Origin of the sequence: Mesorhizobium sp. Ca11, assembly GCF_020165275.1 — a bacterium.
Taxonomy (GTDB): domain Bacteria; phylum Pseudomonadota; class Alphaproteobacteria; order Rhizobiales; family Rhizobiaceae; genus Mesorhizobium.
Window position 1 is genome coordinate 51,401 of record NZ_JAIUHU010000016.1, and the last position, 21,893, is coordinate 73,293.

22 protein-coding genes and 1 tRNA gene are annotated in these 21,893 nt (G+C 63.4%); 14 read left to right on the forward strand and 9 right to left on the reverse strand.

The annotated features are described in order from the left end of the window. The first annotated feature begins 57 nt into the window (after positions 1-57). The 6 genes from LB538_RS23960 to LB538_RS23985 all read left to right on the forward strand — a co-directional run bounded on the left by LB538_RS23960 (position 58) and on the right by LB538_RS23985 (position 7,876). The gene (locus tag LB538_RS23960) at positions 58-1,023 is read left to right on the forward strand and encodes a ketopantoate reductase family protein (protein ID WP_224526108.1); all 966 of its coding nucleotides are present in this window, start codon (positions 58-60) and stop codon (positions 1,021-1,023) included. A 95-nt stretch (positions 1,024-1,118) separates the two neighbouring features. Then, positions 1,119-1,439 carry a hypothetical protein gene (locus LB538_RS23965; RefSeq protein ID WP_224526103.1) on the forward strand — a complete coding sequence of 107 codons (321 nt, stop codon included), beginning with the start codon at positions 1,119-1,121 and terminating at the stop codon, positions 1,437-1,439. A gap of 41 nt (positions 1,440-1,480) precedes the next feature. Beyond that, positions 1,481-2,368, forward strand: a complete 888-nt coding sequence (locus tag LB538_RS23970; RefSeq protein WP_224526100.1) for an RNA polymerase sigma factor — start codon at positions 1,481-1,483, stop codon at positions 2,366-2,368. A 314-nt stretch (positions 2,369-2,682) separates the two neighbouring features. Continuing rightward, positions 2,683-6,753: a Pls/PosA family non-ribosomal peptide synthetase gene (locus LB538_RS23975; protein WP_224526097.1), complete on the forward strand. Its 4,071-nt coding sequence runs from the start codon at positions 2,683-2,685 to the stop codon at positions 6,751-6,753. Continuing rightward, positions 6,750-7,229: a GNAT family N-acetyltransferase gene (locus LB538_RS23980; RefSeq protein ID WP_224526095.1), complete on the forward strand. Its 480-nt coding sequence runs from the start codon at positions 6,750-6,752 to the stop codon at positions 7,227-7,229. The genes LB538_RS23975 and LB538_RS23980 overlap by 4 nt, the downstream gene beginning before the upstream one ends. After that, positions 7,226-7,876 (forward strand): 4'-phosphopantetheinyl transferase, encoded by a 651-nt coding sequence (locus tag LB538_RS23985; RefSeq protein WP_224526094.1) that lies wholly within the window; start codon positions 7,226-7,228, stop codon positions 7,874-7,876. Before LB538_RS23980 ends, LB538_RS23985 begins: the two co-directional genes overlap by 4 nt. A gap of 119 nt (positions 7,877-7,995) precedes the next feature. Here LB538_RS23985 and LB538_RS23990 read toward each other — a convergent pair whose 3' ends face one another. From LB538_RS23990 to LB538_RS24000, 3 genes are all read right to left on the reverse strand, one after another. Further along, on the reverse strand, positions 7,996-8,523 hold the full coding sequence (locus LB538_RS23990; RefSeq protein ID WP_224526093.1) for a dihydrofolate reductase family protein: 528 nt from the start codon (positions 8,521-8,523) through the stop codon (positions 7,996-7,998). A gap of 241 nt (positions 8,524-8,764) precedes the next feature. Continuing rightward, positions 8,765-8,841 (reverse strand) — tRNA-Arg (locus tag LB538_RS23995). A 188-nt stretch (positions 8,842-9,029) separates the two neighbouring features. Beyond that, complete coding sequence (locus LB538_RS24000; RefSeq protein ID WP_224526091.1) at positions 9,030-10,523, reverse strand: sensor histidine kinase; 1,494 nt, start codon at positions 10,521-10,523, stop codon at positions 9,030-9,032. 254 nt (positions 10,524-10,777) lie between these two features. On the opposite strand from LB538_RS24000, the gene rpmH reads away from it, so the two are divergent. The 3 genes from rpmH to yidC are packed head-to-tail and all read left to right on the forward strand — an operon-like array spanning position 10,778 to position 13,128. Then, positions 10,778-10,912, forward strand: a complete 135-nt coding sequence (rpmH, locus tag LB538_RS24005) for a 50S ribosomal protein L34 (RefSeq protein ID WP_008833937.1) — start codon at positions 10,778-10,780, stop codon at positions 10,910-10,912. 16 nt (positions 10,913-10,928) lie between these two features. Then, entirely contained in the window at positions 10,929-11,282 is a 354-nt protein-coding gene (gene rnpA, locus LB538_RS24010) for a ribonuclease P protein component (protein ID WP_095767954.1), read from the forward strand. A gap of 13 nt (positions 11,283-11,295) precedes the next feature. Continuing rightward, complete coding sequence (gene yidC / locus LB538_RS24015; RefSeq protein ID WP_224526088.1) at positions 11,296-13,128, forward strand: membrane protein insertase YidC; 1,833 nt, start codon at positions 11,296-11,298, stop codon at positions 13,126-13,128. A 199-nt stretch (positions 13,129-13,327) separates the two neighbouring features. On the opposite strand, the gene secB is transcribed toward yidC, so the two are convergent. Both secB and LB538_RS24025 read right to left on the reverse strand, forming a co-directional pair. Beyond that, the gene (gene secB, locus LB538_RS24020) at positions 13,328-13,831 is read right to left on the reverse strand and encodes a protein-export chaperone SecB (RefSeq protein WP_095767956.1); all 504 of its coding nucleotides are present in this window, start codon (positions 13,829-13,831) and stop codon (positions 13,328-13,330) included. 350 nt (positions 13,832-14,181) lie between these two features. Further along, positions 14,182-14,676 carry an FxsA family protein gene (locus tag LB538_RS24025; RefSeq protein ID WP_224526084.1) on the reverse strand — a complete coding sequence of 165 codons (495 nt, stop codon included), beginning with the start codon at positions 14,674-14,676 and terminating at the stop codon, positions 14,182-14,184. Positions 14,677-14,880: 204 nt separating this feature from the next. On the opposite strand from LB538_RS24025, the gene LB538_RS24030 reads away from it, so the two are divergent. The 4 genes from LB538_RS24030 to LB538_RS24045 are packed head-to-tail and all read left to right on the forward strand — an operon-like array spanning position 14,881 to position 17,626. Beyond that, positions 14,881-15,588: a Tim44/TimA family putative adaptor protein gene (locus LB538_RS24030; RefSeq protein ID WP_224526081.1), complete on the forward strand. Its 708-nt coding sequence runs from the start codon at positions 14,881-14,883 to the stop codon at positions 15,586-15,588. 23 nt (positions 15,589-15,611) lie between these two features. Further along, a complete protein-coding gene (locus tag LB538_RS24035) occupies positions 15,612-16,715 on the forward strand; it encodes a murein transglycosylase A (RefSeq protein ID WP_224526078.1) in 1,104 nt (367 codons plus the stop codon). After that, complete coding sequence (locus LB538_RS24040) at positions 16,712-17,236, forward strand: Smr/MutS family protein (RefSeq protein ID WP_224526077.1); 525 nt, start codon at positions 16,712-16,714, stop codon at positions 17,234-17,236. Before LB538_RS24035 ends, LB538_RS24040 begins: the two co-directional genes overlap by 4 nt. Positions 17,237-17,260: 24 nt before the next feature. Continuing rightward, positions 17,261-17,626, forward strand: a complete 366-nt coding sequence (locus LB538_RS24045; RefSeq protein WP_224526075.1) for a helix-turn-helix domain-containing protein — start codon at positions 17,261-17,263, stop codon at positions 17,624-17,626. A 74-nt stretch (positions 17,627-17,700) separates the two neighbouring features. On the opposite strand, the gene LB538_RS24050 is transcribed toward LB538_RS24045, so the two are convergent. From LB538_RS24050 to LB538_RS24065, 4 genes are all read right to left on the reverse strand, one after another. Beyond that, on the reverse strand, positions 17,701-17,955 hold the full coding sequence (locus LB538_RS24050; RefSeq protein WP_224526073.1) for a hypothetical protein: 255 nt from the start codon (positions 17,953-17,955) through the stop codon (positions 17,701-17,703). Between the two features lie 486 nt (positions 17,956-18,441). Beyond that, a complete protein-coding gene (locus tag LB538_RS24055) occupies positions 18,442-19,059 on the reverse strand; it encodes a transglutaminase-like cysteine peptidase (protein WP_224526059.1) in 618 nt (205 codons plus the stop codon). Between the two features lie 187 nt (positions 19,060-19,246). After that, positions 19,247-20,524 carry a polyhydroxyalkanoate depolymerase gene (locus tag LB538_RS24060; protein WP_224526057.1) on the reverse strand — a complete coding sequence of 426 codons (1,278 nt, stop codon included), beginning with the start codon at positions 20,522-20,524 and terminating at the stop codon, positions 19,247-19,249. A 290-nt stretch (positions 20,525-20,814) separates the two neighbouring features. Next, positions 20,815-21,177: a septal ring lytic transglycosylase RlpA family protein gene (locus LB538_RS24065; protein WP_095767965.1), complete on the reverse strand. Its 363-nt coding sequence runs from the start codon at positions 21,175-21,177 to the stop codon at positions 20,815-20,817. A 309-nt stretch (positions 21,178-21,486) separates the two neighbouring features. Between LB538_RS24065 and LB538_RS24070 the strand changes: the two genes are divergently transcribed. Then, positions 21,487-21,672, forward strand: coding sequence for a hypothetical protein (locus tag LB538_RS24070; protein WP_140542964.1), 186 nt, complete (start codon positions 21,487-21,489; stop codon positions 21,670-21,672). Positions 21,673-21,893: the final 221 nt, after the last annotated feature.

The following is a 21,893-nucleotide window of genomic DNA, read 5'->3' on the forward strand; positions in this document are numbered from 1 at the left end:
GTAGGCTTTTTCGGTCAACTCGACTGAAGTCCCAACTCCAATCATGACGGGAACAGCATGCGCATCATCGTCTATGGGATCGGCGCCATCGGCGGCGCCATCGCGGCCCAGCTGAGTTTTTCAGGCCACACGGTGCTCGGCATCGCCCGCGGCAGGCAGCTCGATACCATCCGCGCCTCGGGACTGTCGCTTTCCACCCCGCAAGGCACAAGGACCGCGCGCTTTCCCGTCCATGCCGACCCGTCGGAGATTTCCTTCGAGCCGGACGATGTCGTGCTGCTGACGATGAAAACGCCTGATACGCTCGGGGCGCTGCAACGGCTCAACGCCGCCGGTGTCACGGCGCAGCCGGTGTGCTGCTTCCAGAACGGCGTCGCCAACGAGGCGCTGGCCTTGCGTTTCTTCGCCAATGTCTATGGCGCGACGGTCATGCTGCCGGCCGATTACGACACGCCCGGTCAGGTCGCGGCCTATTTCGCGCCCAAGATCGGCGCCTTCGATATCGGCCGCTATCCTTCCGGAATCGACGACACAGTCGAGAAACTGTGCGGGGTTCTGAGCGCCTCCGGTTTCATCGCCGACCCCAGGGACAATGTGATGAGCAGCAAGTACCGCAAGCTGCTCGCCAACCTTCGCAACATCATCGACGCGGCGCTGGGCGAGACCGAGCTGCAGCGGAAATGGTATGCCAAGGCGCGCGCCGAAGCCGAGGCGGTGCTCACCGCCGCCGGGATCGACTGGGACAAGACCGACGCCATGGCGCGCGAGGAATTGACCATGACCGCCATCCCCGGCCGAACGCGTGTCGGCTCCTCGACGCTGCAGAGCATCGTGCGCGGGACCGGCTCCCTCGAAACCGACTTCCTCAACGGCGAGATCGTGCTTCTCGGGCGGCTGCACGGCATGGCGTCGCCCGTCAACTCAGCCCTATGCAAACTGTCGGTCGAGTTGGCCAGCGGCCGGATGCGGCCGCAATCGGCCGGCGACGACACGATTGTCTCCATGATCGGCGGAACCGGCTGATCGCCGCAGACGATCAAAAAGATAAGACCCGGCCCGGGAATCCTTTGGAGGCCATGGAACGTCTTCCTCACGCAGATCGCAAACAGGAGACGACCATGACCTACAATCTCATCCGCTACGGCGTGAAAGACGCAAGCATCGCCGAGAACCGGGCGCTGGTGGCAAAAGTGTTCGAGGCGCTGGATGAAACGAAGCCGCAAACCTTGCGCTATCTGGTGCTCGAACTGGAGAATGGCGAATTCGTCCACATCGTCGGCTACGACAAGGATAGCTCGGCGTTGACCGAGCTCGACGCGTTCAAGGCCTTCGGCGCCGATCATGCCGCGCGACGTTCGACGCCGCTTGCCAGGTCGCCGGCGAAGATCGTCGGCGACTATCGTATGCTGGCCGGGGCAAATGAAGCCGTGCCGGCCTGACCAGGGCACGGCATGTAATCGGCGAGGCGAGAATGAGGACGATGAGCGCAGCGAAATTCGACCGCGCGGAACTCGAATCCATGCTTGTCGGGCTGCGCCCGAAGCTGCACCGCTATGCCGCCCGCTTGGCCGGCTCGGCGATCGAGGGCGAGGACATCGTGCAGGAGGCTGTGGTGAAGGCGCTGGCCGCCCATGATGGCGGCGCTCTCGTCGAGCGTCCCGAGCAGTGGCTGTTCCGCATCGCTCATAACGCGGCGCAGGATCACCTGCGCCGTCGCCAACGGGAACGTTCCCGAACGAGCGAGGCCGACATGACCGCAATAGCAGACCTCTCCGTCAGCGCCGAGACGAGACTCGCGACCGCGGCGAGCCTGCGCAGCTTCATGCGGCTGACGCTGGCGCAGCGCAGCGTCGTGATCCTGGTTGATGTGCTCGGCCTCAGCCTGCATGAGACCTGCGAGGTTACGGGCGCGACTTTAGCCGCCACCAAGGCGGCGCTGCATCGCGGCCGGGCGGAGCTGAAGGCACTGGCCTCGGCACCGGACGACGTGGCGGTGCCTAGGCTCGATCCCGAAGAAGAGCGCCGGCTGCGCCGCTACATCGACCTGTTCAACGCGCGCGATTTCGACGGGGTCAGGAGGCTGATCGCCGAGGATGTCCAGGTCGACGTCCTCAATCGCACTCGCCTCAACGGCAAGAAGGAAGCCTCGACCTATTTCGGCAATTACGACCACCTCGGCGACTGGGCCCTGTCGCTCGGCTTCGTCGATGGCCGGCCGGCGATCCTCATCCGCAACCCACAGGCGGACGATGCCGTGCGCGGCTTCGTGCTGATCGACTGGCGCGACGAAGAGGTCGCCCGCATCCGCGATTTCCGCTACGTGCCGTACTGCGTCGCCGAGGCGGATATCTGCTTGCTTACCAATTGAGCTGCGAAGCGATCACGGTTCGAATAGAACCGAGCGCGTTTCTTTGCTGCCGTTAGCCACCGCCTTGATCGCCCTGCTCGACGGAGCGAACGGAAAGGCCAATGCCGGCAAGGGCTGAATAGAGGCGATCAGGTGCCGTCGCGGGGACGGCGCTCCGTCACATCATCGTGAACGTCACGTGGCATGAATTGCCGATCGGAACGCCATCTCAAATCCGCCGCAAAGGCAAATCAACTGGCCCACCATCGTCAGCCAATTGTCTTTTCGCCAATCACGGCATAGTGCGAGCCATCAACGGGCTCGTGGGTCCTCCAATGTCTCTGAATGAAGCAACCAAGCCCGCCAAGAAAAACGCGCCCAAGGCCAAAGTCGTGACGGAATCGCCGCCGCGCGATCAGATCCTGATCGGCCCCAATTTCATCCACAAGGGCGAGCCGCACGAGAGGCTCGACCGCTTCTTCGGCGATCTTGCGAGCCGCTTCGACGCAGCACCGGCGGTGATTTCCGGCGGCCGGCCCTGGTCATACCGCGAGCTGAACAGCCGCGCCAACCAGTTCGCGCATCTGCTGATCGAGCGCGGCGTGAGGCCAGGCGACAGGGTGGGCCTTTTGCTGGACCGCTCGGCCGAAACCTATATCGCCATCCTTGCCGTGATGAAGGCCGGGGCGGCCTTCGTCCCTCTAGCCACCGCCTTCCCCGAAGATCGCATGGTGATGATCATCGAGGACGCCAATGTCACGATGGTGATCAGCGTCTCCGGTTATGCCGCGCGCGTCGCGCGCCTGCCGGTTCCGCATATCTCGATCGACTCGGCGGAATCCGAAATCGCTCTCAAGCCGGAATCGGCGCCCCTGCCGGAGGGTAGCCAGGACCAGACCTGCTACATTCTCTACACGTCCGGCACCACGGGCAAGCCGAAAGGCGTGGTCATCACGCATCAGAGCTTCTGCAATTTCATCCGCGTCGCCGCGGCATCCTACGGTTACCAGCCGGGCGACCGCGTGTATCAGGGCATGACCATCGCTTTCGACTTCTCCTCGGAGGAGATCTGGGTGCCTTTTGCCGCCGGCGCCACGATCGTGCCGGCGCCCGGCCAGCAGCCCCTCGTGGGCGAGGAGCTGGCCAGCTTCCTGCGCGAGCATCACATCACCTGCATGGCCTGCAGCCCGACACTTTTGTCGTCGATCGAGAGCGACGCGCCCAGCCTGCGCACGATCCTGGTCGGCGGCGAAGCCTGCTCGCAAAAGCTCGTGGTGCGCTGGGCGAAGCCCGGCCGCCAGATCCTGAACACCTATGGCCCGACCGAGGCGACGGTCACCGCCACCATGGGCTTGCTGACGCCGGACGAAGCGGTGACCATCGGCAGGCCGCTGCCCACCTATTCGATAGCCATTCTCGACCCCGAAAAGCCGAAAGTGCTGACCGGTGATCAGCTGGGCGAGATCTGCATCGGCGGCATGGGCGTGGCGGTAGGCTATCTCAACCGGCCGGAACTCACCGAGCAGCGATTCATCAAGGATTTCATCGGCCTGCCGAACAATCCCAGCGGCCGCATCTACCGGACGGGCGATCTCGGCCGCATCAACGACAAGGGCGAGATCGAATACCACGGCCGCATCGACACGCAGGTGAAAATCCGCGGCTACCGCATCGAGCTGGGCGAGATCGAGGCCGTGCTGCTGGAACAGCCGGGTATCGCGCAGGCGGCGGTCACGACGTGGGAGATCGAGCCCGAGCGCACGGAACTGGTCGCCTATTACGCCCCCAGGAGCGGCGGCGACAGTGTGGATCGCACCACGCTCGTGCGGGAACTCAAGCAGCGGCTGCCCGACTACATGGTTCCGGCCTATCTGGAGCAGCTGCCCGCGATCCCGATGACCGTCTCCAACAAGGTCGACCTGAGAAAGCTGCCAAAGCCGACCAGCGCGCGCGTCGCGGCCGGCCATGCGATGATCGACCCGCGCAACGAGGACGAGAGGTTTCTGGTCGACACGCTGCAGGATGTGCTGAAATTCGAGGACATCTCCATCGAAGACCACTTCTTCGACGACCTCGGCGCGAACTCGCTGTTGATGGCGAGGTTCTGCGCGCGCATCCGCTCCCGCAAGGCCTGGTCGACGACCTCGATGCGCGATGTCTACCTGCATCCCACGGTCGCGAAGCTCGCCGAGCACCTGCGCGCGCCGCAGATGGCCGCGGTTGCCGCGAGCGAGCCGATGCTGACGCATCGGGCTTCCAGCTTTGCCTATTGGAGCACGGGCTTTGGGCAGCTCATGTTCTACGCGCTCTACAGCTATGGCTCGCTCTGGGCGATCAATGACGGGCTCAACTGGGTCTATGACGCGCTGGACGACCCGGTGCAGCTCTATCTGCGCTGCGTTCTGTTGTCCGCCAGCGTCTTCTTCGGACTCAGCGGCTTTGCCATCATCGCCAAATGGCTGCTGGTCGGCCGCTGGAAGGCCGAGACGTTCCCGATCTGGGGCTGGCGTTATTATCGCTTCTGGGTCGTCAAGACGCTGGTTCGCAGCGCGCCGGTGGTGCTGTTCCGCGGCAGCCCGCTATACAGCCTCTATTTGCGCCTGCTCGGCGCCCGGCTCGGCAACCGCACCGTTATCGAGTGCCGGTCCGTTCCGGTCTGCACCGACCTGATCAGCATCGGCGACAATTCGATCCTGCGCAAGGATACCATGATCCTGGGCTTCCGCGCCCAGGCGGGCTACATCCACACCGGCCCGCTCGACATCGGCCACAACGCTTTCGTCGGCGTCGGCTCAACGCTGGACATCGACACCCGCATCGGCGACGGCGCCCAGCTGGGCCACGCTTCGTCGCTGCATCGCGGACAGGCGATTCCTGCCGGCGAGCGCTGGCACGGATCGCCGGCGATCCCGACCGAGGCGGACTATTGCACGGTGCCCAACGTGCCGCTGTCGCACGCGCGCCGGATCATCTACGAGGCGATCCAGCTCTTCATCCTCTTCGCCATCGTCACGCCGTTCCCGCTTCTGTTCCACACCTACTGGGAGAATGTCGGCGACGACTATCAGGAGACCATCGGCATCGTGGCGATCGGCACCACGGTGACGGTGGCGGGCTTCGTCATCGGCGGCGTGCTGCTGGCGGCCATCGTGCCGCGGCTGTTCAACCTCATGCTGAAGCCCGGCCGGGACTATTCGCTCTACGGCTTCCACTACTGGCTGCAATCGATGCTGGAGCTGGTCAGCAACGTGCGGCTGCTGAATGTGCTGTTCGGCGACAGCTCAGCCATCGTCTACTATTTGCGCGCCATCGGCTGGCGGCTGAACAAGGTGAACCAGACCGGGTCGAATTTCGGCACCAACCAGCGGCATGAAAACCCGCAGCTCAGCGAGATCGGTTCGGAAACCATGGTGTCCGACGGCCTGTTCATGGTCAACATGCAGAAGTCCGCCAATTCCTTCCGCCTCGAGCACACGCGCATCGGCGAGCGCAACTTCTTCGGCAACAACATCATCTATTCGCCGGATTCCCGCACCGGCGACAATTGCCTGCTCGGAACCAAGGTGCATGTACCGGTCGATGGTCCCTTGCGCGAGAATGTCGGGCTGCTGGGGTCGCCGCCCTTTGAAATCCCGCGCATGGTCAATCGCGACAAGGAGCTGCTCGGATTGATCTCCGACGAGGAGCGCCGCCGCCGGCTGCCGCTGAAGAACCTCCACAATCTGGTCACCGCGCTGCTGTTCTTGGCCGCGCAGTGGCTGATCCTGTTCCTGACGCTCGCCATCTGGGACAGGGCGCTCAACTACTACAACGAATGGGAGCAGACGGCGCTGTTCGTGGCGGTGGTGCTGACCACGGCGATCGGCATTCCGTTCTATGTCTTCCTGGAACGCGTCAGCCTCGGTTTCCGCCGGCTGAAGCCCAGGATGGCGACGATCTACGACCCGGTCTTCTGGCGGCACGAACGCCATTGGAAACTGTCCGATTCGCCGATCATGGGCCTGTTCACTGGCACCCCGTTCAGACCGCTGCTCTTGCGTCTGGTGGGCGTGAAGGTCGGGCGGCGCGTCTATGACGGGGGAAGCATCATCACCGAGCGGTCGCTGGTGGAGATCGGCGACGACGCGACGCTCAACGAGGGCTGCGTCATCCAGGCGCATTCGCTGGAGGAAGGCGCGTTCAAGTCCGACTACATCCGCATCGGCAATGGCTGCACGCTCGCCCCCGCCGCCTTCGTCCACTACGCCGTGGCAATGGGCGAGGGATCCGTGGCGGACCTCGATTGCTTCGTCATGAAGGGCGAAGTGCTGGAGCCCAACACCGTGTGGCGCGGCAACCCGGCGAAGCTCTATGGCGTGGTGACGCCGATCGACGCGAGCGCGATCAAGATCGGGCAGAAACAGTGAAGCGTGCCGCCGACGCGCGGACAGGCGACCGCCCGGTTGTCCTGCGTCCCGTCGGCGGAGATAACCGGGCGGCGATCCTGGCGCTCGAGCTGACGCCCGAGCAGCAAGGCTTCGTCGCTTCAAATGTCGACTCGCTGGAAGAGGCCGGGGAGGATGACGAGGCCATCGCCCGCTCTGTAGTTGCGGCCGGGCGCGTCGTCGGATTCCTGATGTACAGCGCTCCGGAGGACGATGACGAGGCGATCATCTATCGTTTCATGATCGACCGCCGCGAACAGGGCAAGGGCCTCGGCCGTGCCGCGGTTGCCCGGGTGCTGGAGGAGATCGCGCAGCTCGGCCACATACGCCGCGTCTCGATCTGCTATGAACCGGACAACGAGGCGGCGCGCCGGCTCTATGCCGGCTTCGGTTTCGTCGAGACGGAACTGGACGAGGATGGCGAGATGATTGCCGTGCTCGAATTGAGCAGCAAGTGATCACACGGCCGGACGACGCGCGACCGGACATCGAGAGCGCCGTCGAGCAGGCGCTGGCCGGCCTCGCGCAGCCCGGCCTCGTCACCGGCTGCCGTGTTGTTCGTGCCGGCGACGAACAATACATCCTGCCGGCGGAAGGCGCTTCCATCGCCACGCGCGAACAGAGGGCGCGCGCCGCCACTGGAGCGGGCCGTCGGGTCGCGCATGAATTGCTGCGGCGGCTGAGATGTGCGGATCTCGCCGTCTTACGGGGCCAATTGGGAAACCCGATCTGGCCTGCAGGGATCGTCGGTTCAATTGCGCATGACGACGAACTTGCCGTGGCGGTCGCCGCGCGATCCGACGCGATGAGAAGCGTGGGCGTCGACATCGAGCCTGCCCTTCCCTTGCCGCACGACCTCCAAGGCATGGTGGCAACGCCGCAAGACCGCTTGGGCGATCTTGACTCCCGCCTGGGCAGCCGCATTCTGTTTGCGATCAAGGAGGCGGTCTACAAGGCCTCGTTTCCGCTCGACGGCCGGGTGCTGGGCTTTGAGGACATCGCCATCGATCTCGCCTCGGGCGAGGCGGTCACTTCATCGGGCAATCGTTTGACGGTGCGCTTCACCATCTCGCCCAGAATCCTGGCGCTGGTATATACGGCATAAGCCGCGCTGAGCCCTGCCCTGATCATTCAGAGTGGGCGTTGAACAGGAATGGCGCCCGAAGATTCGGACTGCGAAGCTCGGATAAGCAGTCTGGTGCGGCACGAGAGGACGTCGCGAGATCAGGCGGGAGCGTAGGCTAACCTGATCACATCCTCGATCCGGTCATGAGCCATCAGGCGGAGCGGCGGTCGGGGTCCGGCGAAATAAGGCTTGCCGTGGCCAAGCACCACCGGGTGCAGGTAGATCCGATACTCGTCGATCAGGCCCAGCTGGGTGAGGCTTCGCGCCAAATCCGGGCCGGCGACCTCGATCTCGCCGTCGCGCTCGGCCTTCAGCTTTCGGATAGCGTCCCCGAGATCGCCCTCGACAAGCCTTGCGTTGGGACCGACGGACTCCATCGAGCGTGAGACGACCCATTTCGGCTGGCGCCGCCACGCCGCCGCGTAGGCAAGTCGCTCGGCATCCCATTCAGGATGCTCGTCGTCCCAGTAGCGCATGATCTCATACATGCGGCGACCGTAGATGCTGCCCGCCTGACGCTCGGCCTCCTCGATGAAGTGGCGGAAAAGCGCGGGGCTCGGCCCGAAGGCCGTGTGATCGACGTAGCCGTCCAGCGACTGGTTCATTCCGAACACGAGCTTGGCCATTGTCTGTTCCTCACACGGCATCACAAATCTAATTGCATTGTGCAATCGGTTCAGATTAGGCCGACTGATTTTATTTTGCAATTGGTTCTGCCGCATACATAAACGCAACACGTTTCGGGCCGGATGATCGCCCGATCCTTTGCTGCAGTTCTCCCAACCGCGCAAATCCATCCGACGATGCAAAGCCGTTTCAAAACGGCCATTTGAAAACGGTGGGATTCAGCTAAACATCTGAAATTGCTGGCGCGCCCGAAGAGATTCGAACTCCTGACCCCCAGATTCGTAGTCTGGTGCTCTATCCAGCTGAGCTACGGGCGCGCAACAGGCCGTGCATGACACAGGCCCCGCGATCCGGTCGAGAAGGCCGGCCGCGATGTGGAGTGTTCCCTAACGACTGAATTTGCGAAAAGCAAGCCGATCCGGCAAAAGTTTTGTCGCAGGTGGTTTTGCCGATGCCGATCGAGGCGCGCCGCTGCCGACAAGCGGCTTCGCAGGCGGTGGTGGGCTCAAGCCGGGCGGCGCAGGCCGTTGCGCGCCTGGTCGAGCCGCACCGGCTGGTCGGGAATGGTGACGGCGAAGACGGTGCGGCCGCCGATCGATTCGACCAGCTCGACCGTGCCGCCATGAGCGCGGATCAGCTCGTGCGCGATCGCCAGGCCAAGCCCGGTGCCGCCGCTGCGCGCCGAGCCGCGGAAGGCGGCGAACAGGTTCTCGCGCGCCTTGGGCGGCAGGCCGGGTCCGGTGTCGGTGACGGTGATGCGGCTGACGCTGCCCTGGCGCTCGGCCGCGACCGCCAGCCGGCGCACCACCGCGCTTTCGGTGTCGGCTGCCATCGCCTGCACGGAGTTGCGGCAGAGATTGGTGAGCACCCGGAACAGCTGGTCGGAATCGGCATCGACCTCGAAGGCGTGCTCGATGGCGTTGATGAACTCGATGCCCTCCTCGATGTCGAGCAGGCCGTGCACGTCGTCGACCAACTGGCGCAGTCGCACGCGGCGGCGCGACGGCGCCGGCTCCTGCGTACGGCCATAGTGAAGCACACCTTCGGAGTAGGAGACGGCGCGGTCGAGGGCGCGCAGAAGCTTCGGCGCGAAGGCCTGCACGGTCGGGTCCTTCACCTGGCGCAGGCGATCCGACATCAGTTGCGCGGACGCCAGGATGTTGCGCATGTCGTGGTTTATCTTGGAGACGGCCAGGCCCAGGTCCGCGAGATGCTTCTGCTCCGACAGCATCTTCTGCAGCCGGTCCTGCATCTGCGACAGCTCGCGTTCGGCGACCCCGATCTCGTCGGCACGGTCGGCGGGGCGGATGACGCGGCCGGGATCGTCGGGCGCCTCGGAGAAGGCCAGGATCGAACGTGTCATGGTGCGGATCGGCCCGATCATGATCAGGTCGATCGCCGCATAGACCAGCATGGCGGTGAACAGTGAAATGAGCAGCGATACGACGGCGACGTTGCGCGAGTATCTCAGCATAGCGTCGCGCAAACGGTAGTCCGGCATGATCAGCTCGAATTCCTTGTCGCTGTCGCCGACCGGGCCGAAGACGCGCAGCATGCGCTTGCCGCCGAAAAACAGCGTGTCGAGCGCGCCGGTCATGCCGTTGATCAGGCCGACATTGGCTATATCGATGTGCGCGTCGACCTGTGGCGGCATGTCGGCGACCACCAGAAGCCGTGAGACGCCGCCATCGCGCACGGCGATCGCCTTGGCGCCGATCGCCATCAGCACATCGTTCTGGGCGTTGTGCGACAGCGAGTTGGGCTCGCCCTGCAACAGCACGATCGACACCGCGGCGGCTGTGCTCAGGCGCTCCTTCAGCCAGTTGACCCGGTAGCTGGCGATCCAGGGCAGGAAGATCAGGATCTCAGCCAGCAGCACGAAGGCGATGGTGAGTAAAAGCAGCTTGGTCGACAGACCGCGCGTCAACGGCACCCGGCGCGACGAATTCGCCGCCGCCGGCTGTGCCTTCTCGTTCGTGGGCAGAGTTTCACTCGTCATTGACGCGCATTCACAAAGGCTTGATCGGCGAAGATTATGCGATTTGCGGTCTTTTTGCCAATTTCATCGTCGGCTCGGCGAAAAATGCCTCGCGGCGGGGCGGATTGACTTCCAAAGACCTTCTTTCTATAAGCCCGCTCACGCTCGGGCCATTCGTCCCGGCGCGGTTTCGATCGCGCCTAGGCCGGCCCGGCAAAGCTCCTGTTACACGGTGACAGAATCAAGAAGGGCCGCACCCCGCGGTATTAAAACAAATGAAGCGTACCTACCAACCGTCCAAGCTCGTCCGTAAGCGCCGGCATGGTTTCCGTGCCCGCATGGCCACCAAGGGTGGCCGTGGCGTCGTTGCCGCCCGTCGCAACCGCGGCCGCAAGCGGCTCAGCGCCTGAACGAAAGACGAGATCGTTGCCCGCACCCGGCAAGCCACAGGGGAAAACTCCCGGGCGGCTTCTGAAACGCGCGGATTTCTTGGCTGTGCGCGGCGGCGAGAAACGCCGCGGGCGGCTTTTTCTCGTTGAAGTTCTCGACCGCGGCGATGACCTTGCGCCGCGCGTCGGCTACACCGTCACCAAGAAGGTCGGCAACGCCGTGGTGCGCAACCGCGTCCGGCGGCGGCTGAGGGAAGCCGTGCGCGTTCATGCCGCCGATGACATGGCGCCCGGCAATGACTATGTCATCGTCGGGCGTGAAGACGTGCTTGCCATTCCGTTCGGCCAGTTGAAGGCCGAGCTCTCCCGCCGGCTGCGCGGAACACGATAGGCCAAGGGCTTCGATGGAAAACAACCGCAATTTCTTCATCACCATCGCGCTGTCGGTGCTGATCCTGACGCTCTGGCAGGTGTTCTACATGAACCCGCGCATGGAACAGCAGCGCGAGCAGGCCCGCATCGAGCAACAGCGCGTCGAGGCGCAGAAGAAGGAAGCTGGCGGCGGCGCCAACTCCGGCGCGGCCGGAACGCCGGCCCCGGCTTCCGGAAGCGTTCCCGGCGCGCCCGGCGGTGAAACGGTGACCGCCGCCAGCCGCGACCAGGCCATCGCCGCGACCAAGCGAGTCAAGATCGACACGCCAAGCCTCGAGGGCTCGATCAACCTGACCGGAGCGCGCCTCGACGACTTGAAGCTCAAGCATTACACCGAGACGGTCGACAAGAACTCGCCTAAGATCGAGCTGCTCAACCCGTCATCGCTGCCCAATGGCTATTTCGCCGAGATCGGTTTCGTCGGCAACGACAAGACCGGTGCGGTGCCAGGTGCGGATACGGTTTGGAGCGTCGAGGGCAACGCGACGCTGACTCCATCGTCGCCGGTGACCCTTACCTTCACCAACGACAAGGGCTTGACGTTCAAGCGCACCATCTCGGTAGACAGCGACTATATGTTCACCGTCTCCGACACCGTGCAGAACTCAGGAACCGCCGCCGTCTCGCTCTATAATTACGGCAGGGTTACGCGTTTCGATAAGCCTGCGGTCGCCAGCACTTATGTGCTGCACGAAGGCTTGATCGGCGTCACCGGTAGCGAGGGGCTGCAGGAGCACAAATACGCAGCTGTCGAGAAAGACAAACAATACAAGCCTGGGAAGTCGACCGATGGCTGGCTCGGCATCACCGATAAATATTGGGCGGTGACGCTGGTGCCTTCCGAGAAGCAGCCGTTTCAACCTACCTTCTCGTATTTCGATCTGAGCGGCGGCCTTCACCCCCATAGCTACCAGTCTGACTTCCTGACTGATGCCATCAATGTAGACGCCGGCCAATCGGCAACCATCGAGACCGAGGTGTTTGCCGGCGCCAAGGAAGTAAACAAGATCAACGCCTATGAGAAGGACCGCAACATCCGGCTCTTCGACAAGCTGATCGATTGGGGCTGGTTCTGGTTCATCACGCAGCCGATGTTCTCGCTCATCGACACGCTCTACAAATTCTTCGGCAATTTCGGGCTGGCGATCCTCGCCACCACCGTCGTCGTCAAGGCCATCTTCTTCCCGCTCGCCAACAAGTCCTATGCCTCGATGGCGAACATGAAGAAGGTGCAGCCGAAGATGGTCGAGATCCGCGAGAAATACGCGGACGACAAGATGAAGCAGCAGCAGGCGATGATGGAGCTCTACAAGACCGAGAAGATCAATCCGCTGGCCGGCTGCTGGCCGGTGGCGCTGCAGATCCCGGTCTTCTTCTCGCTCTACAAGGTGCTCTACATCACCATCGAGATGCGGCACGCGCCGTTCTTCGGCTGGATCCACGACCTCGCGGCGCCCGATCCGACGTCGATCTTCAACCTGTTCGGCCTGCTGCCGTTCGCGGCGCCCGCTTTCCTGCCGCATATGGGCGCCTGGGCGGTGGTCATGGGCATCACCATGTTCCTGCAGATGCGCATGAACCCGGCGCCGCCGGACCCGACGCAGGCGGCGATCTTCACCTGGATGCCGGTGATCTTCACCTTCATGATGGGCAGCTTCCCGGCCGGCCTCGTCATCTACTGGGCCTGGAACAACACGCTGTCGATCCTGCAGCAGGGCGTGATCATGAAGCGCCAGGGCGCCAAGATCGAATTGTGGGACAATCTGGCATCGATCTTCCGCAAGAAACCATCGCCGGCGGAATAGACGGCTCCTGAACTGCTAAGACGAAAAAACCCCGGCATCGTTTTGTCCGGGGTTTTTGTTGATCAGGCTCAGCGATCAGCCGTCAACCTTCGAGATTGGCCATGGCCATGTTTCCGGCTGTCATTCCAGGGCGGAGCAAGGAGCGAAAAAAAGCCCGGCGCGATGCCGGGCTTTCGATAGGGTGTAGCGCCGGTTAGCCTCAGCTCACCTGGACCTTGCCAGCCGCAGCCTGGTCCTCGGCGATGCGCTGCTGGAACATCTGCGCGAAATCGATCGGATCGAGCATCAGCGGCGGGAAGCCGCCATTGCGGGTGGCGTCGGCGACGATCTGGCGGGCGAAGGGGAACAGAAGCCGCGGACATTCGATGAACAGCAGCGGCAGCATGTGCTCCTGCGGGAAGCCGCTGATGGCAAAGACGCCGCCATAGACCAGCTCGACATTGAACAGCACTTCCTGGTCGAAGGAGGCCTTGGCGTTCAGCGTCAAATTGACGTCGAACTGCTTGTCCGAGAGTGGGTTGGCGTTGACATTGACATTGATTGCGATGCCCGGAGCCTTGTCGCGGCCGCGCAGCGAATTCGGTGCGCCGGGGCTTTCGAAGGAGAGGTCCTTCACATATTGCGCAAGCACATTGAGCGAGGGCTGGTTTTGGGTGCCGTTGCCGTTGGCGGCGCCGGTCGCGGCGTCATCGTTGCTGGCCATGAGCCTTTAAGTCCTTTTGCCTGGGCAGCATTGCTGACCGGATTGAAATCGCGGGTTCGCTACCATGCTCGGCCGGACAAAACAAGTTTTGCCGCCCTCATCGGCGGAAGGAACAGGACAGCGCGAACGCCAGGTATTGGCCGAAGCCTCTCAACCTCGTCATTCCAGGGCGGAGCAGCCGCGAAGCGGCGTCGCGGAGACCCTGGAATCCGTTCCGTGACCTGAGCCGTGCAATGCGGCGGAGCAGAATTTTGCACCGCGGCAACACTCGAAAGTCACTGGATCCTGTGGGCTGCGCGGTACGCTCGCTTCCCGCTCCGCCCAAGGACGAACCGGTAGGCGTTTTGGCCCTAATCGTTCTTCAGCCGCCGCCAGGGCGAATTGTGATCCGGCCGGTTCGGATAATCGTCGCGCGAATAGTCGCTGTCGTCGAGGTCGATGACGTTGTCGCGCCGGCGCGCCGAAAAGCCGCGGCCGAAGCTGGTCGCCATGACGATGCGGTTCTTGAGCAGGCGCCAGGCGAAGTCGCGCACTGGCGGCAACAAGAGAAGAATGGCGAAGATGTCGGTGATGAAGCCCGGAATGATCAGAAGGATCGCCGCCAGCACGATCATCGCCCCATGCGCGAGCTGGCGGCTGGGGTCGCGCCCGGCGTCCATTTCCGTCCGCACCCGCGCCATGACGCCGAAACCCTGATGCCGAAGCAGCAGGCTGCCGGCGACGCTGGACAGGATGACCAGCCCGACCGTCGCCAAAGCGCCGATTTCGCGGCCGACGACGACGAAGCCGGCGATCTCCAGCAGCGGCAGCAACAGCAGGAACAACGGGATGAAGGAAATGCGCAAAGTGTCGACCGATCGCTTTCTTCTTTTGCGGCGCTCGCGGACAATCGCCGCTGGCCTTGGCGCCTTTAGATAGGTATGGCTGCCTTTGATTTGAATGATAGCGCCTGCCGTTCTATATGCTTTGGGTGTTGAACGCTATGCGACCGCGATCCCCGAGGGGTTTACGCCGGTGCGGCAAGAACAGGGATCGAGTTGGCGGAAATTATGGGTTTCTTCGACTTCGGCACGATTTTCTTTTTGATTGCGGCGGTTGTGATCTTTTTCCAGCTGCGCAACGTGCTTGGACGTCGCACCGGAAACGAGCGCCCGCCCTTCGATCCCTATTCGGCGAGCCGCACGCGCGAGGCCGATGCGGCGCAGAAGCCTGAAAATGTCGTGTCGCTGCCGCGCAAGCGCATGCCGGGCGAACCTGCGGCCGAGACCTATGCCGCGATCGACGCCTTCGCCAAGCCGGATACCGACCTCAACAGGGGCCTGCGCACGATCAAGGACAATGATCCGTCCTTCGATCCCAAGACCTTCGTCGACGGCGCCAAGATGGCCTATGAGATGATCGTCATGGCCTATGCCGACGGCGACCGTAAGACGCTGAAGAACCTTTTGTCGCGCGAAGTCTATGATGGTTTCGTCGCCGCGATCGGCGACCGCGAGGCCAAATCGGAGAAGATCCAATCCTCCTTCGTCGGCATCGACAAGGCCGACATCGTCGCCGCCGAAATGAAGGGCTCGGAAGCGCATATCACGCTGCGCGTCGTCTCCGAGCTGATCTCGGCGACCCGCGACAAGGCCGGCGCCGTCATCGACGGCGACCCTGAAACGGTGGCCGAGGTCAAGGATGTCTGGACCTTCGCCCGCGACACCCGCTCGCGCGACCCGAATTGGAAGCTTGTCGCCACCGAAGAAGAAGATTGAGATCAAGCGGCGGGGCCCCAGTCGTGCCGCTCTCTTCCGCATTCGGCATAAAATCCTTCAGCGACCTTCCGGGCTGGGGCGAAGATGACCATGCTGCGGCCTTCGCCGCGTTTCGCCGCTCGGCCTTCCAGGCGCCGATAAAATCTTACCGCACCGGATCGCTCGGCGTCGATTTCAATGCTTTTGCCGATACCTATGCCGAGGCGCGTGCCGTTTCGGCGCCGAGCAGGTCCGAGGCGCGATCTTTTTTCGAACGGCATTTCGTGCCGATGCTGGTGCAGCCCGAAAACGGCTCGGGTCTCGTCACCGGCTTCTACGAGCCCGAGGTCGAAGCCTCGCCGGTCAGGACCGGGCGATTCACCGTGCCGCTGCTGTCGCGCCCCGCCGACCTGATCGAAATCGACGACGGCAACCGGCCGGCCGGCATGGATGCCTATCTGGCCTTCGCCCGCCGGACCGATGGTGTTCCGGTCGAATATTTCGATCGCGGCGAAATCGAGCGCGGCGCGCTCGCCGGCCGGAACCTCGAAATCGCCTGGCTCGCCGAGAAGGTCGATGCGTTTTTCATCCATGTGCAGGGCGCGGCACGTCTGAATATGACCGACGGCAAGCTCGCCCGCGTCACCTATGCCGCCAAGTCCGGCCAGCGCTTCACCGGCCCAGGCAAGATCTTGAGCGATCTCGGCGAGATCCCGCTGGAAAAGGTAACGATGCAATCGATCCGAGCCTGGTTCAAGGCACATCCCGACCGGGTCGACGAGATCCTGTGGCGGAACCGCTCCTACATTTTCTTCCGCGAAGCCGCGGTCGACGATGCCGCGCTTGGTCCGATCGCCGCCGCCAAGGTGCCGCTGACGCCGGGCCGCTCGGTCGCGGTCGACCGCCTGTTGCACACATTCGGCACGCCCTTCTATATCGATGCGCCGACCCTCACCGCCTTCGATGAAAAACCGTTCCGGCGGCTGATGATCGCGCAGGACACCGGCTCGGCCATCACTGGTCCGGCGCGCGGCGATCTCTTCGCCGGCTCGGGCGACGCTGCCGGCGAGATCGCCGGCGTGGTCCGCAACGCGGCCGATTTCTATGCGCTGGTGCCGCGTGCGCTTCTGCATGGAGCGACCCGGTGAGCCGCCGCGACGACCATCTCAGCGACGACGACCGCATCCTGTGGAACCTGGTGGCGCGCTCTGCCCGGCCGCTGCGGGGCAAAACGGCCGTCGAGATCCCCGACATCGTCGAGCCCAAACCTGAGACGCCCCGGCCTGCCGCCAATGGCGTAGCGGCCGTGGCCGCCAAGCCGAAGGCGCCGCATGTGGCGCATTCGCTCGACGACCAGACGCTGCACAAGCTGAAAAAAGGCCGGCTGCCGATCGAAGGCCGCGTCGACCTGCACGGCATGACGCAGGACGAGGCCTATTCGCTGCTGCTCACCTTCCTCAACCGCGCGCATGCCGGCGGAATCCGTTACGTGCTGATCATCACCGGCAAGGGGTCGTCCTCGGGCGGCGACGGCATATTGCGCCGCGCCGTGCCGGCCTGGCTGTCGACGCCCGCTTTCCGGCACCTCGTCTCCAGCCACGACCATGCCGCCCGCAATCATGGCGGCTCGGGCGCGCTCTATGTGCGGCTGCGGCGGATAAGGCCATGAGGATTCGCCAATGAGCCAGCCGGTATGACCCCGTTCGGCGAGAAGCTCAGGACGCTGCGCGCCGAGCGCGGCGTCAGCCAGAAGGCGATGGCCAAGGCCATCGGCGTCAGCGCCGCCTATCTTTCGGCGCTCGAGCACGGCCGCCGCGGCGCGCCGACCTGGACACTGATCCAGAAGATCATCGGCTATTTCAACATCATCTGGGACGACGCCGAGGATCTTGCCCGCCTCGCCGAAAGCTCGCATCCGAGGGTCAGGATCGACACATCGGGCCTGTCGCCGGCGGCAACCGAGCTGGCCAATCTGCTCGCCGAGAGCATCGAGAGGCTCGATGAGGCGGAGCTGCGCCGCCTCAGCGCATCGATCCGTGCGGCTCTGGATCGGCGTTAATAATTCAGGCGTCTGGCGCCAGCGGATCGCCATGTCCGCTGGCGCTTGATTCGACTCTGTCTGAAGTCTTGAGATCAGAGCTTGCCGGTGCCGTTGGCGCTGCCGCCATTGGTGCTGCCCCGGCCCTCCTTGCCTTGATGGCCCTGATGATCGCGGCCATTTCCGCCGCCAAGGCAGTTCGCGGAGCTGACGCTGCAGCAACGGCCGCTCCACAGATCGTTGAGATTGGTCTTGGCACAGCTTTTGGTGGTCTCGTCCGCCAGGGCCGATCCGGTCAAGGCCGACACCGCGATGGCGGCAAGCAAGGTGTTTCGCAGGAAAGCAGTCATTGAAATTCTCCATGGTTGGGTTTGTCGTCCACGGCTATGTGTCGCCGACCGGACGCAAAAGGTTCATGGAGTTGCGTGAAAATTTTCGGCAAGGCGATCGGCCGGGCTTTTTTGTTGTCATCGCCCATTGCAATGTGCGGCTACGACTGCTCGGTCGTCATTCCAGGGCGGAGCAAGGAGCGGAGCGACGCGCGCAGACCCTGGAATCCATGCCGTTACGCCAAGGCGTTCCAACGGTTACAGAATTCTGCACCGTTGCACTCTGCGGCAAGGGTCACGGCATGGATACTCGGGTCAAGCCCGAGTATGACGACGTCACGTGGGTTTCGGCCAATCTCCAAGGTTGGCACCAGAAGCGCCCCGCTCAACCCACCGCCAGCCACAGAGCCTTTTCGCCGGCCGTCGAAACCAGCTTGGCATGCGCCGCTCGGTGCACCCACAGCAGAGGGGTAGAGCGCCTTGCGAAGAAAAGCGGGTGTTCGAGGCCTACTGCACCGAGCCCACAAGCACAGGCTGGCCGTCGCGGATCGAGACCCAGCGCCCGGTGTTGTCGATCGCCTGCCGCTTGAGGAAGCGGTAGCCGGTCGCGTCCCAGGCTTTGACCTTGTCGGTCAGGTTGTCGAGCACATAGTCGCCCTTGTCGGTGCGCACCGTCAGCACCGAATGGCCTTCGCCGTCCGGCTTGCGCACGACGGTGATCAAAAGGTCGGCCAGCGACATGCCCAGGCGGTAGAGCTGGCGGCGCTTTTCCAGCACATAGTCCTCGCAGTCGCCATAGCCGTCGTCCGGATAGGCCCAGACTTCGTCCTTGCCGTAGTGATCGAGATCGCTCAACGGCTTGACGGCGGCGTTGACCTTGGCGCTGACGCTGACCAGCCTGCGCCACAGCCCGTCCGTCATGGTGGCCGGCCCGAGAGTGACCGGGCGGATGTTGCATTCGCTTGGATGCGATTTGCAGAAATCATAGTGGCCGATCGGTTGCGAGGTCAGGCCGCCCGTGGCCATCGCGCCAGCCGCCCAGGCCGGCACCGCCCAATGCGCAGAGATCGCCAGTCCTGCGGCTGCGCACAAGCGCAGAATCCGCGTCATCGCTGAGGAAGTCATTGCCCCCGCCCTGTTCTTTATTAACGAAACGTTAAGGGCGATTTACAGTCCGTGTCAATTGGAGACGACGGTCAGTTTGGCGGCATGGTTACCTGCGCGATCCCGTAGCGGCACTTTCGCAACAGAAGCGCGGGTGCAACACCGCCGGCCGCCAGGTGGCGGCTAGGCTGATGCCGGGCTCCGGAGTTCAGCTTTTGGCGGAACGGACCAGTTTAGGCTTCGCCGCCACGCGGTGCTGGCGGCCATAGCTGGAAATGAAGTCGACGATGCGCGGCACGATCTCCGAGCGGAAGCGCGAGCCGTTGAAGACGCCGTAATGGCCGACGGCCGGCTGCATGTAATGCGCCTGCCTGTCGGCCGGGATGTTGACGCACAAATCATGCGCGGCCTGGGTCTGGCCGAGGCCGGAAATGTCGTCGTTCTCGCCCTCGATGGTCAAAAGCGCGACGTTGCGGATCGCCTTCGGATCGACCGGCTCGCCGCGATGCGTCATCTCGCCCTTCGGCAGAGCGTGGCGCACGAACACGGTGTCGACCGTCTGCAGGTAGAATTCCGCCGTCAGGTCCATCACCGCCAGATATTCGTCGTAGAAGTCGCGGTGCTTTTCGGCGCTGTCGCCGTCATGCTTCACAAGGTGCATGAAGAAGTCCTTGTGCGCGATGATGTGGCGGTCGAGGTTCATGCTCATGAAGCCCGAGAGCTGCAGGAAGCCGGGATAGACCGGGCGGCCGAAGCCCGGCACCGGCCATGGCGCCGGCATGATGACATTTTCGCGGAACCAGTCGATGCCCTTTTCCTTGGCCAGAAGATTGACCGCGGTCGGGTTCCGGCGCGTGTCGACCGGTCCGCCCATCAGCGTCATGGTGGAGGGCACGAAGGGATCGCCGCGCTTTTCCATCAGCGCCACCGCCGCCAGCACCGGCACGGAGGGCTGGCATACGGCCATCACATGCGTGTCGGGGCCGAGCGCGTGGAACATCTCGATGATGTAGTCGACATAGTCGTCGAGATCGAAGCTTCCTTGCGCCGCCGGCACCATGCGGGCATCGACCCAGTCGGTGATGTACACGTCGGCATGGGGCAGCATCGCCTCGACCGTGCCGCGCAGCAGCGTCGCGTAATGGCCCGACATCGGCGCCACGATCAAAAGCTTCGGGTCGGGCTTGCGGCCGGCGGGCAGCGCGCGCTCGAAGCGGATCAGGTCGCAGAAGGGCTTCGACCAGACCGCCTTTTCGGTGACGTCGACGCTTTTCCAGTCGACCACGGCCTTGTCCAGGCCGAACTGCGGCTTGCCGTAGCGACGGGTGGTTCGCTCGAAGAGCTCCGCGGTCGCCGCGACCGAGCGGCCGAAGGGGGTGTGGGAAACCGGATTGAGCGGGTTGGAGTAGAAGAGCCGCACCGCGTCGGCATAGAAGCGGGCCGGCTGCAGCGCCGCATGGTTCATTTCGTAGAGCTGGTAGAACATCGCGAACCCCGCTGCCGTCCGACGACCAAAAGGACGACGAACTGCGCCGAGCCTTGAATGTCTCCTGGCGAGGTTAGCAAGATATTGTTGCGATGCAATACGTCATTTTGTCTGACGAATGCATCTTTCGTTCAACCTGTTGAAAACCGGACCTAAGCGGGCGAGCCGGCTCAATGTGCGCTGCCGAAATGTGAAGGATATGTGTCCGGCCCCTCATGCCGGACACGACCAATGCATCGCCCTGAAGTGGGCAGCGCTTTGGATGACGACATGCATCAAAAAAAGGCGGCTCAGACGCGCGCCATACAGACGGCGGTATGGCCCGAACCGATGAAGCCCAGCTGGCCGGCGGCGCCGCGGGAGAGATCGAGCATACGTCCCTTCACGAACGGACCGCGATCGTTGATGCGCACGACGACGCTGCGGCCGTTGTTCTTGTTGGTGACTCGAAGCTTGGTGCCGAAGGGCAAGGAGCGATGGGCTGCAGTCAGTGCCGAGGGGTTCATGCGCTCCCCTGAGGCGGTTCTGGAATGCAGCGCATACCAGGAAGCGCGGCCGCACTGCGCGGCGGCGGAGGAGGCGGATGAGGCGCCGGCCATCAGGCCAGCCGCGATCGTTACCGCGACAAGCGCAGTCTGGTTAGTTTTCTTCATGCTTTGGGGATGGCTCCGTTAGAGATATGCCCCGCCGATATGTGCCGAATGAGGCGGGAAATGCGGCATTGATCTGGCGGTTCCATGGCGACAGCACACGTTTGGAGTCGCCGCGAAACAGTTTGTCATGATATTCACGGCCCCGTTAAGACGTATTCTCAATGAATATCGGGCCGGCATACGGGACATTCGGGGCAAGATCTGCCCACAAGATTTTAAGTACTGAGGACGGAACTGCTTCGATTCCTCGACGTCTTTTGTTGCGTACCCATTGCCGTTCAGGATCGACTTCCGGAGAGGGTCCAGCCGATGCGATTGATCAGGTTTGTGCTGGCGCTGATTGTGCTGGGGCTGGGTGCGCTGTGGTCGCTGCAAGGCCTCGGTCTCGTCAAGGGCAGTTTCATGACCGGGCAGACGCAATGGCTCTATATCGGCCTCGTCACCATGCTGGTCGGCGTGGTCGGCCTGCGCTGGGCGACCCGCTCGCGCATATGACCTTGCCGGTCGGGGCGAAGACGGCTGGCGGTCAGGCGGTCGCATTCGCCGGCAAGCAGCATCGTTGCGCGCGTCGCTTCGCCCTAGAATGACAAAGAAAGATGGCCGCCGCCCTCCCACAAAACACCCCAGCGAACGAAAAATCCGCCTGTCATCCCTTCTCGGCAAATCAATGCTTCAAAGGGGGTGGCATTGGGACTGCGATTTCGTGCTTGGCACGG